The organism is Sinorhizobium sp. Y406 (genome assembly GCF_058732025.1).
Window position 1 is genome coordinate 934926 of the sequence record NZ_CM178975.1, and the last position, 13744, is coordinate 948669.

At 64.7% G+C, this 13744-nt stretch carries 13 protein-coding genes; 5 read left to right on the forward strand and 8 right to left on the reverse strand.

Features of this window, described 5'->3' with window-relative positions:
* Together AC4P1R_RS21265 and AC4P1R_RS21270 are read left to right on the forward strand one after the other, a co-directional pair.
* The gene (locus AC4P1R_RS21265) at positions 1 to 720 is read left to right on the forward strand and encodes a sulfite exporter TauE/SafE family protein (RefSeq protein ID WP_492178694.1); all 720 of its coding nucleotides are present in this window, start codon (positions 1 to 3) and stop codon (positions 718 to 720) included.
* Positions 717 to 2891: a heavy metal translocating P-type ATPase gene (locus AC4P1R_RS21270; RefSeq protein ID WP_492178695.1), complete on the forward strand. Its 2175-nt coding sequence runs from the start codon at positions 717 to 719 to the stop codon at positions 2889 to 2891. Before AC4P1R_RS21265 ends, AC4P1R_RS21270 begins: the two co-directional genes overlap by 4 nt.
* Here the strand turns inward: AC4P1R_RS21270 and AC4P1R_RS21275 are convergent.
* The 4 genes from AC4P1R_RS21275 to AC4P1R_RS21290 are packed head-to-tail and all read right to left on the reverse strand — an operon-like array spanning position 2834 to position 5238.
* On the reverse strand, positions 2834 to 4108 hold the full coding sequence (locus AC4P1R_RS21275; protein WP_492178696.1) for an FCSD flavin-binding domain-containing protein: 1275 nt from the start codon (positions 4106 to 4108) through the stop codon (positions 2834 to 2836). The two genes, AC4P1R_RS21270 and AC4P1R_RS21275, sit on opposite strands and share 58 nt — an antisense overlap.
* Positions 4105 to 4434, reverse strand: a complete 330-nt coding sequence (locus AC4P1R_RS21280; protein WP_492178697.1) for a c-type cytochrome — start codon at positions 4432 to 4434, stop codon at positions 4105 to 4107. Before AC4P1R_RS21280 ends, AC4P1R_RS21275 begins: the two co-directional genes overlap by 4 nt.
* 14 nt (positions 4435 to 4448) lie before the next feature.
* Complete coding sequence (soxZ, locus tag AC4P1R_RS21285; RefSeq protein WP_492178809.1) at positions 4449 to 4751, reverse strand: thiosulfate oxidation carrier complex protein SoxZ; 303 nt, start codon at positions 4749 to 4751, stop codon at positions 4449 to 4451.
* A gap of 40 nt (positions 4752 to 4791) precedes the next feature.
* Positions 4792 to 5238 carry a thiosulfate oxidation carrier protein SoxY gene (locus AC4P1R_RS21290; RefSeq protein ID WP_492178698.1) on the reverse strand — a complete coding sequence of 149 codons (447 nt, stop codon included), beginning with the start codon at positions 5236 to 5238 and terminating at the stop codon, positions 4792 to 4794.
* 249 nt (positions 5239 to 5487) lie between these two features.
* On the opposite strand from AC4P1R_RS21290, the gene AC4P1R_RS21295 reads away from it, so the two are divergent.
* Positions 5488 to 6240: a carbonic anhydrase gene (locus AC4P1R_RS21295; RefSeq protein WP_492178700.1), complete on the forward strand. Its 753-nt coding sequence runs from the start codon at positions 5488 to 5490 to the stop codon at positions 6238 to 6240.
* 170 nt (positions 6241 to 6410) lie between these two features.
* Complete coding sequence (locus AC4P1R_RS21300; protein WP_492178701.1) at positions 6411 to 7160, forward strand: SDR family oxidoreductase; 750 nt, start codon at positions 6411 to 6413, stop codon at positions 7158 to 7160.
* 173 nt (positions 7161 to 7333) lie between these two features.
* Here AC4P1R_RS21300 and mmsB read toward each other — a convergent pair whose 3' ends face one another.
* The 4 genes from mmsB to AC4P1R_RS21320 all read right to left on the reverse strand — a co-directional run bounded on the left by mmsB (position 7334) and on the right by AC4P1R_RS21320 (position 12062).
* Positions 7334 to 8230 carry a 3-hydroxyisobutyrate dehydrogenase gene (gene mmsB, locus AC4P1R_RS21305; protein WP_492178702.1) on the reverse strand — a complete coding sequence of 299 codons (897 nt, stop codon included), beginning with the start codon at positions 8228 to 8230 and terminating at the stop codon, positions 7334 to 7336.
* A gap of 65 nt (positions 8231 to 8295) precedes the next feature.
* On the reverse strand, positions 8296 to 9363 hold the full coding sequence (locus AC4P1R_RS21310) for an enoyl-CoA hydratase/isomerase family protein (RefSeq protein WP_492178703.1): 1068 nt from the start codon (positions 9361 to 9363) through the stop codon (positions 8296 to 8298).
* Between the two features lie 12 nt (positions 9364 to 9375).
* Positions 9376 to 10518 (reverse strand): isobutyryl-CoA dehydrogenase, encoded by a 1143-nt coding sequence (locus tag AC4P1R_RS21315; protein ID WP_492178705.1) that lies wholly within the window; start codon positions 10516 to 10518, stop codon positions 9376 to 9378.
* Between the two features lie 125 nt (positions 10519 to 10643).
* Positions 10644 to 12062: a helix-turn-helix domain-containing protein gene (locus AC4P1R_RS21320; protein ID WP_492178706.1), complete on the reverse strand. Its 1419-nt coding sequence runs from the start codon at positions 12060 to 12062 to the stop codon at positions 10644 to 10646.
* 142 nt (positions 12063 to 12204) lie between these two features.
* Here AC4P1R_RS21320 and AC4P1R_RS21325 point away from each other — a divergent pair, with 142 nt between their 5' ends.
* Positions 12205 to 13737 (forward strand): acyl-CoA carboxylase subunit beta, encoded by a 1533-nt coding sequence (locus AC4P1R_RS21325; protein ID WP_492178708.1) that lies wholly within the window; start codon positions 12205 to 12207, stop codon positions 13735 to 13737.
* Positions 13738 to 13744 lie beyond the last annotated feature (7 nt).

A 13744-nucleotide genomic window follows, 5' to 3' on the forward strand; every position in this document is an offset into this window, starting at 1 on the left:
ATGTCCGAGATGACTCCCTATCTCGTCTTGTTCATCGCCGGCTTCGCCGGCAGCTTCCACTGCATCGGCATGTGCGGCGGCTTTGCCTGCGCACTCGGTCGTGATCCGCACGGAACCGCGGCCACCCTCGCACGGCACCTGCTCTACAATAGCGGCCGGCTAACCAGCTATTGCTTCCTCGGCGTGCTCGCAGGCGCCCTTGGCCAGGCGATCTGCACCTCGACCGGTCCTTCCGCGCCGCTTTTGGACGCACCGTTCGATCTCGCCCAGCGCCTGCTTGCGATCGTCGCAGGGGTCATCATGGTCATCATCGGCTTACAATTCTTCGGCCTCATCAAGCGACTCCATCCCTTCGCGGCCGACACTGGCGGAGCCAGGTTCGCGAGTGCCCTGCGCAGGCTTCTGGGTGCGCCGGGACGCGCCGCACCGCTGGCCTTCGGCGTGTTCAACGGGCTCCTGCCCTGCCCCCTCGTCTATGCGTTCCTGGCGCAGGCGGCGAGCACGGCGGGCGCGCTTTCCGGCCTCATGACGATGTTGGCTTTCGGGCTCGGGACCTTTCCGGCAATGTTCATGATGGGCGGCGTCGGCAACGCTCTCGGCCCGCTCTGGCGACGGCGTGGCGTGCGCCTGGCCGGTTCCTTCATTCTGCTCCTCGGGCTCGTCACCCTCGGCCGCGGGCTCCTGCCGGCCGGTCTCCTGCATGGGGAGCACCTGACATGAGCGGGCGCGAGACCACCCTCTGCAGCCATTGCCTGCTGCCCGCGGGCAGGCGGCCTGTCCAATACAGGCTCGAGGGCAAGGATCATGCCTTCTGCTGCTACGGCTGTCGGATCGCCTATGAGGTCAGGCACGGCCGAGGCGAGGAGTCGGAGGCGGCGTGGCTGCTCGTCCGCATTGGCGTCGGCGCCTTCCTTTCGATGAACATCATGCTCTTGAGCCTCCTCGTCTATACGGGCACCTTCGCGGGTCCGGAGGCCCATATGCTGCCGTGGATTCACGCGCTGATGTGGCTGTTCGCGACGCCGGCCGTGCTGATCCTCGGCGGCCCGTTCCTCGGCGAAACACTGCGCGGCGCCGCCGAGGGCCGGCTGACATCCTCGGCGCTGATCGTCATCGGCGTCGCGGCCGCCTATCTCTACTCGGCATTCGCTGTCCTCAAGGGCGAGAACCATGTCTATTTCGACACAGCCTCGATGGTGCTGATGCTGTTCACGCTTGGCCGCTATCTCGAGGCCGAAAGCCGCGCCAAGGCTGCGCGTGATCTCGAACCGCTTCTCGCCGCGGAAACCGCAACTGCGACGATCGTCGCGAACGGCATCGAGATGCGGCGCCCGGTCGGCTCGGTCGCCACCGGCATGCTGGTGCGGGTGCGCCCGGGCGAGCTCGTTCCGGTCGACGGCATCGTTGTGGATGGAGAGTCCAGCGTTGACGAGGCCATGATCACCGGCGAAAGCCGACCGGTCACGAAGACAGTCGGCCTGCCGGTCATCGCCGGGAGCATCAATTTCGACGGACCCTTGCTCGTCAAATGCAGCGGCGCGGGCACCGACACGCGCTGGGCCCGCATCTGCCGCTCGGTGCGCGATGCCCTTTCACGGCAAAGTCCGACCCAGCGCATCGCCGACCGGATCGTCAGCCTCGCCGTGCCGATCGTCCTCGTCTCAAGTGGCCTGACGATCGCCTATTGGGCGCAATCCCAACCCCTCGACCAGGCGCTCATCACCGGACTTGCGGTTCTCGTCGTCGCCTGCCCCTGCGCGGTCGGGCTCGCAGCTCCGCTTGCGACCACGCTCGGCATCGGCCGGCTGGCGCGCCGCGGCTGCCTGGTTCGTGATCCCGGCCTGATGGAAACGCTCGCGACGCTCAGATGTGTCGCCTTCGACAAGACCGGCACGCTGACGGTCGGCAGACCGCAGGTGACCGCCATCGAGACCGACGGCGCGGCAGAGGAGGACGTGCTCACCCATGCGAGCGGCCTCGAGCGCTATTCCGAACATGCGCTGGCGAAGGCCGTGACCTTGGCCGCTGTCGAACGCGGCATTCGACCACCCGAGGCCAAGGCCGTTCGCGTCGACCCGGGCCGAGGAATCCGTGGTGTGATCGGCGGGCAACCTGTCGCGGTCGGCAATGAAGCGTTGATGCGCGATCTCGGCTGGTCGTGTCCCCCGCCACTGCGCGAACGGGCGCGCCGATTGGGGGTCGATGGCTGCACGCTCGTCCATGTCGGCTGGAACGGGCGTGTCCATGGCGTGCTCGCGCTTGACGACACACCACGCCAGGAGGCGCAGATGGTCGTCGACTCGCTCAAGGACCGCGGCTCGCATCTTGCGCTTCTGACCGGCGATGGGATGAAACCGGCCCAACGTGTTGCCGCGGCTGTCGGCATAGACGAAATCGAAGCCTCCTTGTCGCCGGAAGCCAAGCGCGTCGCGCTGGCGCGTATCCGCCGCCGCCACGGCACCATGGCGATGGTCGGCGACGGTCTCAATGACGGCCCCGTGCTGGCGGATGCCGATGTCGGGATCGCGGTCGGCTCGGCCACAGATCTCGCCCGCGAGGCCGCCGCGCTTACCCTTCCGGATGGCGGGCTCTGGATGCTGCCATGGGTGATCGACATCGCCCGTGCCGTGCGGCGCACCATTCTCACCAATCTCCTGTGGGCCTTCGGCTACAACCTCGTCGCACTCACGGCCGCCGCCCTCGGGCTGCTGCAGCCGATCCTCGCCGCCGCCGTCATGGCGGGTTCGAGTCTTCTCGTCGTCATGAATTCCCTGAGGCTCGCCCGTGTGCCAGACCCGGATCCGGTGTTTGCCGATCGGCAGCCGCGTGACGATCAGGACGCGCCGCCGAAGACATCCGCCGTGAAGGCCGAGTACCAGCCAATCGCCTGATGGGCGACCTTGCGGCGGACCTCTGCGCTCTCGCCCACCTTGTTGATGAACATTTCCTTGGTCTTTATCTTCCCGTCCTCAGCCGCAAAGGTAATGGCATTGGTGAAGGCGTCGTCGGGCGCCAGGAACGTGTAGCATGAGTTGAAGAGATGCGGCGGGAAACGTGGCGAGCCCGTAAGCGCGGCCGCGATCGCGAAGGCGCAGGCCTTTGCCTGACTGTTGGCGGAGAAGGCGGATTTCGGCATATCGCCACCGATGATCGCGTCGCCCACCACATGGATGCCGGGCTGCAATGTCGACTCGAACGTCGCCGGATCGACCGGGCACCAGCCCGTGGCATCGGCGAGGCCGGTTCTTTGCGCAATCAGTCCGGCCTTCTGCGGTGGGATGATATTGGCGACCGCCGCCTTGAAGGTCTGGCCTTCCGTCACCACCGAAAACGTTGCCGTATCCACCGCCTTGATCTTCCCGATGAACTGCCCCGGCAGCCATTCGACCATGCCCGGATAGTGGCGCGACCAGGCGTCCTGGAAGAGTTCCTGTCCCGAGAACTTGTCCTTCGCGTCAAGGATCAGAATCTTCGACCTCGGTTTGAACTGCTTGAAATAATAGGCGACGAGCGAGGCGCGCTCGTAAGGGGCCGGCGGACAGCGGAATGGGTTCGGAGGCGCCGCGATGACGAACACCCCGCCATCCTCCATGCTTTCGAGCTGACGGCGCAGAAGCGTGCTCTGCGGCCCGGCGATCCAGGCATGCGGCATGCGCTGTGCTGCCGCCTCGCCATAGCCGCCGATCTCGCCAAATTCGAGGGTAATCCCCGGCGCGACCACGAGGCGGTCGTAATCGAGCTTCGCGCCGCTCTCGAGTGCGACCGCCTTGGATGCAGGATCGACCGCCACCGCCGCATCACGGATGACGGCAATGCCATGCCGTTTGGCAAGCGTCCCCAGATCGAAGGTCAAGGAGGCGAGCGAGCGAAGGCCGGCGAGGTGGAGATTGCTGAAGAAACAGGTGACGTGGGTGGCGTTCGGTTCGACGAGGCTGACATCCATGGTCTTCATGTCGCCGAGATATCGGGCGAGCGTCGCGCCGCCGATGCCGCCGCCGATCACGACGACCTTCGGCCGCGCTTGCGCCCGCGCGACATGCGGAGCGGCCGCCGCCAGCAGCGCTCCTCCCACCAGGCGGCCGATCTGGCGGCGCGTCCAATCCGTCATGGCTTTCTCCCGGCGTTGGCTTTTTCTGAGAGATAGCGAGCCACCGCTCGGACTTCCTCATCGCTGAGCGACAGGGCGACGGCGTGCATCACATGGCTGGGGTTTTCGGAGGCCCTGTAGGCGACCATGCGCTTGACGATCGCCTCTTCGCCCAGTGCCACGATCGGCGGAATGCCCTGTCCACGCCCGGCCGGATCATGGCAGGATGCGCAGGTGGCGGCTATCCGGGAACCCTCATTGATATCCTCCGCGGCCGAATTTCCAGAGAAAAGGAGCAGCATTGTTCCGGCTGCGATCTTCGTCGCAAGCGAGACGATATTGGCCAAGATCCCCCCTCCTGTCAGGTGACCACTAAGTCGTGAAACAGCGAATAGGTGGCGCCGCCGTCCTCCTCCCAGGAAAATTCGAGCCGGCCGCTTTCCGTCGCACGCAGATGGAACTCGAAGAATGGATTGGCTGAAACTGCCTCGTGCAGATCGACGCGGAAGACCTCGACGCCCCCATGGCGACAGACGAAGCGGTTGATGATCTTGCGCGGGATCGTCGCGCCGGTGTCGTCGGCGCGGAGCCCAGTCTCCATCTGGTGCTGGATGATGGCCTTGATCGTAAAGACCTCGTTTCTCGCCACCGAGCCCGGAACCATCACGCGGGGTATGGGGGTGCTCACGGCCCGCCTCCTTGTGTCACTGACATCCATTGGTGGCAACGGCCACCCAGGTCTTCGCCATCAACAGGCTGCCGTCACTCATCTCGGCAATCGCCAGGACATTTTGGGGCGCGGCAAGCCGAATGCGGGTCGAGACGCGCGGCAGGCTGCGTCCCGGAACGAAATTGAACTGCACGACTTCGACGAGCGGATTTTGCGGCGCGAACACACGCACGGATTTGACATGGTCGGCCTCCGTCATCGGGCTGTCGACCAAGATGTCCATCGGCACGGTGTAGCCGGTCGAGAATTCCGCCGGCATGTCCAGATGAACTCGTTCCGAAAGCGTCGCCCTTCGCCCCGTCCATTCCTCGACGAAGCTTTCGACCGCGTCGGCGGCTCGCACGCGTTTCATGCCGGGAGCCAGTACACAAGCGAAGGCTCCGATCGTCCCGGTCACCATGTGGCGGCGCGTCAAGCTCATGGTCCCGTCTCCACCGTCATTCCCGGCAAAAGAGTACACCCTGCCCATTTCCCCGTAAATCTTTAGCGATGCGCGAGGCGCAGATAGGCCATAAGATCGGACAGGCACGTTTCCGCAGACTCTATCCACTTTGCGCAGCCTTTTCTTGATCTTTGTCAGGCCCGACAGTTGTTGGACAGGTTCGAAAGAACAGCATCCGTCCCCGCGGGCGATACCCGCTTAGCGTGCATTCGAGAAGGAAGAAAAAGAATGGAAAGACGTGATTTCCTCAGGGGTCTGGCGCTGCTTGCCGCCTGCCCGCTTTGCCTCGAGACCGCCTATGCCGCCGAGGGCGTGCATTGGAGCTATGAAGGCGAAGAAGGGCCCGAGAATTGGGGTTCGCTGAGCGAGGAGAATGCCGCGTGTTCGGCCGGCTCGCAGCAGTCGCCGATCGACATCCGTGAAGCGATCAAGGCGGATCTGCCGGATCTGGGGCTCGACTGGAAGAGCGGCGGCAGCATCGCCAACAACGGCCATACGATCCAGGTGAAGGCCGCACCCGGCGGTACGCTGAAGCGCGGCGACAAGACCTACGAGCTGGTACAATACCATTTCCACGCGCCGAGCGAACATCTGGCCGAGGGCAAGAGCTTCGCCATGGAGGCGCATTTCGTTCACAAGCACGCCGAGACCGGCGCGCTCGGCGTCTTCGGCGTCTTCATTACCCCCGGCGCGGAAAACGCGACCTTCGCGAGCCTCGCCGCGAAGTTCCCACAGAAGGCCGGTGAGGAAGCCGCGCTCGACGCGGTCGACCCGCACGGCCTCCTGCCCGCCTCGCTCGACTATTGGGCCTATGAGGGCTCGCTCACCACGCCGCCCTGCAGCGAGATCGTCGACTGGATGGTGGCAAAGACCCCGATCGAAGCGGCGGCCTCGGACATCGAGAAATTCACGGCGCTCTACTCGATGAACGCGCGCCCGGCACTTTCCGCCAACCGCCGCTACGTACTGAGCTCCAGCTGATCTCGTCAGCCGCGGCCGTCGCTCCTCCCCGGCGGCCGCAAGACAATCCCGGTAAACGGCGCAGCCTTAAGGGGGCGCTGTAATCGTCATTTCTCTCCCGGGCGTGCTTGCGCCGGGCGCCCTTCGCTGCAAATGTCTCCACCACCGAAACAGGCGGCGGCGAGGCAATCATGTTCGATCTCACAGGCAAGACTGCGCTGGTCACCGGCGGCGGGCGCGGCCTCGGCCTTGAAATGGCAAAGGCGCTTGCCAGGGCCGGTGCCTGGACGGTGATCAACGGCCGCAGCCGCCAGAATCTCGAGGAAACACGCGAAAGCCTTGCCGCCGACGGGATTTCGGTCGCGATCGCACCGGGCGACATCACACAGGATGTCGAGACAATTCTCGCACGCGCGACCGACGAGACCGGGCAACTCGATATCCTCGTCCATGCCGTCGGCGAGCGGGACCGGCGCGGCACGGAGGCGATGGCGCCGCAGGATTTCGCCGCCCTGCTGAACACCGACCTGACGGCGGCCTATTCGGTCGCGAGGTCAGCCCTGCCGCTGCTTCAGCGCTCCTCGGCGGGTCGGTTGATCTTCGTGACGTCGATTGCAGCCTTCGCGGCCAGAGCCGGGGACCCTGCCTATACGGCGGCCAAGGGCGGGCTCGAGGCTTTGACGCGCTCGCTGGCGGTCGAATTCGGCGCGGAGAACCTGACGGTCAACGCGATTGCGCCAGGCTGGTTCGCCACCGAGACCAATGCCCATCTCGCGGTCGACCCGGACCTCAAGGCCTTCGTCGAGGTCCGCATCCCGTTGAAACGCTGGGGGCGGCCGGAAGAGATCGGCCCGGCCGCGGTTTTCCTCGCGTCGCCGGCGGCAAGCTTCGTCAACGGCACCACGCTCACCGTCGATGGCGGCATGACCGTCCAGATGTGAGGGACGCGAGACCCTAGGGGTCAGGACCTGTTAAATTCATCCATTCTGCGCGGCGGATTTCGTGTCTGGTTAGGAGGGAAGATGCGGGAAATGCCGAACATCTTCAAATCTTCCCGACGCAGTCAGGCGCGAAATCCGCCGCGCAGAATGGATGAATTTAACAGGTCCTGACCCTATCCCGCCTTTGCCTCCTGCGCGCCGCGCAGCATACGGATCAGTGCGGAGAAATCTTCGTCACCATGGCCGAGCTTCTCGAAAAGGCTGTAGAGCTGTGCCGCCTGCGCACCCATTGGCGTTGCGGCGCCGGCGGCGCTTGCCGCCTGCTGCGCAAGTCTCAGATCCTTCAGCATCAGGCTCGCCATGAATCCCGGTTCGTAGCCGTTGTTGGCGGGGGATGCCGGAACGGGGCCCGGCACCGGGCAATAGCTCGTGAGCGACCAGCACTGACCGGAGGAGGTGGAGGCGACGTCGAAGAGCGCCTGGTGCGAGAGGCCCAGCCGCTCGGCCAGCACGAAAGCTTCGCAGACGACGGCCATGGAGACGCCGAGGATCATGTTGTTGCAGATCTTCGCCGCCTGGCCGGCGCCGGCGTCGCCGCAATGCACGATCTTCTTGCCCATCGCCTCCAGAATGTGCTTGCCGCGGGAGAAGGCGCCTTCGCTGCCGCCGACCATGAAGGTGAGCGTACCGGCAGCGGCACCCGCCGTACCGCCGGATACCGGCGCATCGAGCGACAGGCAGCCGGCCGTATTGGCGAAGCCATGGACCTTGCGCGCGCTTTCCACATCGATCGTCGAGCTATCGATCAAGAGCGTGCCGGGATCAACGAAGCCGAGCAGTTCATCCCACACGTAAAGCACGTGCGAACTCGCCGGCAGCATGGTGACCACGCATTCGCTTTCGCGTACCGCCTGGGAAATCGATCCGGCTACGGAAACGCCCGTCTTCGCCGCCGCATTGCGCGAGGCCTCCGAGAGATCGAATCCAGTGACCGCGTGTCCCGCCTTCACCAGATTGGCGGCCATCGGCCCACCCATGTTGCCAAGCCCGATAAAGGCGATCTTCGTCATATCCTCTCCTCCTCACCTCAACGTCCTCTTTTCGGCGGCGCGTCGCGCCACGCTAGCGGTCGTCTTCACCCGCCGGCAAAAAGCGGCGCGCCCTCATGTCGCTCGAACCGAGCGAGCACTTGCGACGTCACCTCCTCAAGCCCGACCGACCATCTGGGATTGCGATCCTTGTCGATCACCGCGGCGCGCACGCCTTCGTAGAAATCCGGGTTGGAAAGCATGCCGACCGTCGCCGCATATTCCCGCTCCAGGCATTCGTTGAGCGTCGCGCTGATGCGCCCGGCTCTCAGCATCTTGAGCGTCAGCTTCAGGCTGATCGCCGATCTGGTTTTCAAAAGCTTCCGCGTCTCCTGCGCGAAATCCGAACGCTCGCCTTTCAGCGCCTCGAGGATTTCCTCCACCGTGTCGAAGGCGAAGCAGCGCTCGATGAGGGATAGGTGGCCGAGAAGCGCCGAGGCCGGCGGCTCGCCGGAGACGGCATCGATCGCCGCGGAAACCTCCTCGGCCGTGGCCGACGGCGGGAGCTTGCCGAGCGCCACCAGAAGCTCGTCGATTTTCTCCGACGGAACGAAGCTGTCGGCGAGCCGCGCGTGGATTGCCGCCGCCGAGCCGATGTCGCGGCCGGTCAAACCAAGATAGGTGCCGAACTCCCCCGGCGCACGCGGCAAGAGCCAGGTCGCGCCGACATCGGTGAAATAGCCGATCCCCGTTTCCGGCATGGCGAGTCTGGTGCGCTCCGTGACGATCCTATGGCTGCCATGGGCGGATATACCCACACCACCGCCCATGACGATGCCATCCATGATCGCAATGTAGGGCTTTGGAAACGCGGAGATGCGGCTGTTGACGATGAATTCCTCGCGCCAGAACTGGGCCCCTTCCTCCGGGCGCTCGCGGCCGCTCTCATAGATCATGCGGATGTCGCCGCCGGCGCAAAGCCCACGCTCCCCTTCCCCAGTGACGAGGACGGCGGCGATGGCCGGGTCGCGCTCGAATTCGGTCAGAGCCTTGTCGATGGTGCGGATCATGGCGCGGTTCAAACTGTTCAGCGCCCGCGGCCGGTTGAGCCGGAGCCTGCCGATCGCGCCGTCGCGCTCGACGATGACTGCCGGAAGAGCGGTCTGCATCTCCATCAACTATCCTTCCTATTTGCGGCCCATGATCGCCCGCGAGACGATCAGCCGCATGATCTCGTTGGTCCCTTCGAGTATCTGGTGCACCCTCAGGTCCCTGACAATCTTCTCGACGCCACAATCGGCGAGATAGCCGTAGCCGCCGTGCAATTGCAGCGCGTCATTGGCGACGGCAAAGCAGCGGTCTGTGACAAAGCGTTTGGCCATGGCGCAGAGCTTGGTCGCCTCCGGATCCGCCGCGTCCAGCGCCGCGGCCGCCCTCCAGAGAAAGGTGCGGGCGATCTCGAGATCGGTCGCCATGTCGGCGAGCCGGAACTGCAGCGCCTGGAACTCGCCGATCGCGCGCCCGAAGGCGCGCCGCTCCTCAACATAGGCGAGCGCCTTGTCGAAGGCGGCCTGGGCGCCGCCGAGCGAGGCGGCGGCGATGTTCAGCCGTCCGCCATCGAGGCCGGCCATGGCGATCCTGAAACCTTCGCCCTCGGCACCGAGCCGGTTCTCGGCCGGCACGCGGACATTGTCGAGCATCACCGCCCGGGTCGGCTGGGCATGCCAGCCCATCTTCTTCTCATTGGCGCCGAAGGTGAGTCCCGGAGTGTCCTTCTCGACGATAAAGGCGGAAATGCCTTTCGGCCCCTCTTCGCCGGTGCGCGCCATCACGATATAGAGGCCAGATTCGCCGGCACCGGAAATGAACTGCTTCTGACCCGTCAGCAGATAGGCGCCGCCCTCGCGCACGGCCCTGGTCTTCAGCGCCGCCGCGTCCGAGCCGGAACCGGGCTCCGTGAGGCAATAGCTCGCCAGGGCCTCCATGGTCAGAAGCCGCGGCAAGAATTGCCGGCGCTGCGCGTCCGTGCCGTAGCGGTCGATCATGCCGGCGCACATGTTGTGGATCGACACGAAGGAGGCAATCGCCGGGCAGCCGGTCGCCAGCGCCTCGATGATGATTGCCGCATCGAGACGGGTGAGCCCCGTGCCGCCGATGTCGTCGCGCACATAGATGCCGGCCATGCCGAGCGCTGCGGCGGCGCGCAACGTGTCAACCGGAAAATGCTTCTGCTGGTCCCAGTCGATCGCGCGAGGCGCGAGTTCGTCGCGCGCGAAATCGAGCGCCATCGCGCGGATGGCCTCCTGCTCCTCCGACAGGCGAAAATCCATATGCATGCCCTCCCTGACCCGCATATTGACCATGTGCCGTGGTGTTACACCAAATTGCGTACAGGCACAGAGGCAAATTCTCACAGTATCTGTTCAAAAACGAACAGAAATCGCATGAGCGACGCTCAGTTCTCGCTCAAACGATACGGCAGAGCGGCGCGCATGTCATGGTCGACAATGAGCTTACGCTTGAGCGGCGGCACGGCGCGGCTGGCGCATTTCGTGCGCTCGCAGATGCGGCAGGAAATGCCGATCGGGTCGAAGGCGGCGCGGTTGCCGAGGTCCATGTCGTCGGCATAGACGAAAGCGTCCGCATAGGAGATCTCGCAACCGAGCGCCAAGGCATAGCGTGGATGCGCCGCGCGATAGCCGCCTCCACCCTTGGTGATCTGCGTCGCCAGACAAAGGTAACGCACGCCATCCGGCGTCTCGGCGAGCTGGCGAATGATCCGGCCCGGGGTCTCGAAGGCCTGATGTACGTTCCAGAGCGGGCAGGCGGCACCGAAACGGGCGAATTGCAGCTTGGCGGCGCTGTGGCGCTTGGTGATGTTGCCGGCCCGGTCGATGCGCGCGAAAAAGATCGGGATACCTTTCTGTCCCGGCCTCTGCAGCGTCGAGAGCCGATGGCAGACCTGCTCCAGCGATGCGCCGAAGCGGGCGGCGATGAGCTCGATGTCATGGCGCAGCTCGCGCGCCGCCTTAAGAAAGGCTTGGTAGGGCAGGATGAGAGCGCCGGCGAAATAGTTCTGCAGCCCGATCCGACAGATCTCATAGGCCTCCTCCGTGCGGAAGCCGGCGCTACCCGCCACCCGGTCGATCTCCTCACGGCCATGAAGCTGGGCGACCTGCAGCGCGAGCTGGAAGTCGCGCGTCGGCGCCGGCGCGTAAGGATTGAGCGTCAAGGTGCGGGCACGCGAGTCGAAACGGCGGATCGCCTCGTCGCCGGCGGCACCGCGCACGACACGCACGCCATGCCGCTGCTCGAGGTAGTTGGCGAGCGCAGCGTGGTTGTCGCCCTCGCCGAGGCCGAGCTCGCCGGCCAAATGCTCGGCGAGCAAATCTATCTCATGGATATAGTTGTCGACGAAGTGGAAGAAGTCGCGCACTTCCTCGTACGGGGTGGTCTCGACGACGGCGGCATCGCGGCCGATCGTGTCGTCGATGCTGGCAAGCTGTTCGCTGTTGCGGCGATAGGCCTGGTGGCACTTGACCAGCGCATGGGCGAGTCCCGGCGCGTTCTGAACGACGAGTTTCAATTCCTGCAGGCTCGACGAATAGACCTCGAACAGGGGATCGCTCAAGGCTTCCGAGAGCGCCGACAGCAACCGGTCGCCCTCGCCCGAGGAAAGCTCGGCAATGGCGATCTGAAACTTCTCCGCAAGCGCCAGCAGAACGGCGGCCGAGACCGGCCGCTGATTGTTTTCGATCTGGTTGAGGTAGCTGGTCGAGATGCCGATGCGCTCGGCGAACTGTCCCTGCGTCGCCCGGTTTGCTTCCCGGAGTTCCCTGACCTTGCGGCCGATATAGAGCTTTCCGATCGCCATTTTGCAACTTTGCAATTTACGTTTCACATTTTTCCAAATTCCACATTTGCACATGTTCGACCGTTTTGCCATCGGGCCCGTCGCGCTATTGCGAAGGAGGCGAAGCCTCTGCACAATCAGCAAGAAATCGGGAGGAGAGACGATGCGCGCGATACTCGAACAGGTGGAAGCCCGCCGGGCTCAGGCCCGTGCGGGCGGCGGCGCACGCCGCATCGAAGCGCAGCATGGCAAGGGCAAGCTGACCGCGCGCGAGCGCATCGAGGTGCTGCTCGACGAGGACTCCTTCGAAGAATACGACATGTATGTCACCCATCGCTGCGTCGACTTCGGCATGGCGGACCAGAAGATCGCGGGCGACGGCGTCGTCACCGGCTGGGGTACGATCAACGGGCGGCAGGTCTATGTCTTTTCCCAGGATTTCACCGTGCTTGGCGGCTCGCTTTCGGAAACGCACGCGCAGAAGATCTGCAAGATCATGGACATGGCCGTCCGAAACGGCGCGCCGGTGATCGGCCTCAACGATTCCGGCGGCGCCCGCATCCAGGAAGGCGTCGCATCGCTTGCCGGCTATGCCGAAGTGTTTCGCCGCAATGCCGAGGTTTCCGGCGTCATCCCGCAGATATCGGTGATCATGGGGCCTTGCGCCGGTGGCGCCGTCTATTCGCCGGCGATGACCGATTTCATCTTCATGGTGCGTGACAGCTCCTACATGTTCGTGACCGGCCCGGATGTGGTTAAGACGGTGACGAACGAGATCGTCACGGCGGAGGAACTTGGCGGCGCCCGCACGCATACCACCAAATCCTCCGTGGCCGACGGCGCATTTGAGAACGACATCGAAGCGCTCGAAGAGGTCCGGCGGCTTTTCGATTTCCTGCCGCTCAACAACCGCGAGAAGCCGCCGGTCCGGCCCTTCCATGACGACCCGGCGCGCATCGAAATGCGGCTCGACAGCCTCATCCCGGAGAGCGCCGCCAAGCCCTACGATATGAAGGAGCTTATTTTCGCGGTGGCCGACGAGGGCGACTTCTTCGAGTTGCAGCCGGAATTCGCCCGCAACATAATCACCGGCTTCATCCGGCTCGAAGGCGAGACGGTCGGCGTTGTCGGCAACCAGCCGATGGTGCTCGCCGGCTGCCTCGACATCGATTCCTCACGCAAGGCCGCCCGCTTCGTGCGCTTCTGCGACGCCTTCTCGATCCCGATCCTGACGCTCGTCGACGTACCCGGCTTCCTGCCCGGCACCGCCCAGGAATATGGCGGCGTCATCAAGCACGGCGCCAAGCTGCTTTTCGCCTACAGCCAGGCGACCGTGCCGATGGTGACGCTGATCACCCGCAAGGCCTATGGCGGCGCCTATGATGTCATGGCCTCGAAACACATCGGCGCCGACATCAACTATGCCTGGCCGACCGCCGAGATCGCCGTAATGGGCGCCAAGGGTGCGACCGAGATCCTCTACCGCTCCGAACTCGGAGCCCCGGAGAAGATCGCCGCACGCACGAAGGAATACGAGGAGCGCTTCGCCAATCCCTTCGTCGCCGCCGAGCGCGGCTTCATCGACGAGGTGATCATGCCGCACTCCTCGCGCCGCCGCATCGCCCGCGCCTTTGCGTCGCTGCGCAACAAGCAGATGGAGACGCGCTGGAAGAAGCACGACACGATCCCGCTTTGACGGAGCC

Coding starts and splice junctions, on each gene's coding strand:
- AC4P1R_RS21300 (WP_492178701.1), top strand. CDS start 6,411: ATGTTCGATCTCACAGGCAAGACTGCGCTGGTCACCGGCGGCGGGCGC.
- soxZ (WP_492178809.1), bottom strand. CDS start 4,751: ATGGTTCCGGGCTCGGTGGCGAGAAACGAGGTCTTTACGATCAAGGCC.
- AC4P1R_RS21325 (WP_492178708.1), top strand. CDS start 12,205: ATGCGCGCGATACTCGAACAGGTGGAAGCCCGCCGGGCTCAGGCCCGT.
- AC4P1R_RS21315 (WP_492178705.1), bottom strand. CDS start 10,518: ATGGATTTTCGCCTGTCGGAGGAGCAGGAGGCCATCCGCGCGATGGCG.
- AC4P1R_RS21275 (WP_492178696.1), bottom strand. CDS start 4,108: ATGACGGATTGGACGCGCCGCCAGATCGGCCGCCTGGTGGGAGGAGCG.
- AC4P1R_RS21290 (WP_492178698.1), bottom strand. CDS start 5,238: ATGAGCTTGACGCGCCGCCACATGGTGACCGGGACGATCGGAGCCTTC.
- AC4P1R_RS21310 (WP_492178703.1), bottom strand. CDS start 9,363: ATGGAGATGCAGACCGCTCTTCCGGCAGTCATCGTCGAGCGCGACGGC.
- AC4P1R_RS21265 (WP_492178694.1), top strand. CDS start 1: ATGTCCGAGATGACTCCCTATCTCGTCTTGTTCATCGCCGGCTTCGCC.
- AC4P1R_RS21270 (WP_492178695.1), top strand. CDS start 717: ATGAGCGGGCGCGAGACCACCCTCTGCAGCCATTGCCTGCTGCCCGCG.
- AC4P1R_RS21320 (WP_492178706.1), bottom strand. CDS start 12,062: ATGGCGATCGGAAAGCTCTATATCGGCCGCAAGGTCAGGGAACTCCGG.
- mmsB (WP_492178702.1), bottom strand. CDS start 8,230: ATGACGAAGATCGCCTTTATCGGGCTTGGCAACATGGGTGGGCCGATG.
- AC4P1R_RS21295 (WP_492178700.1), top strand. CDS start 5,488: ATGGAAAGACGTGATTTCCTCAGGGGTCTGGCGCTGCTTGCCGCCTGC.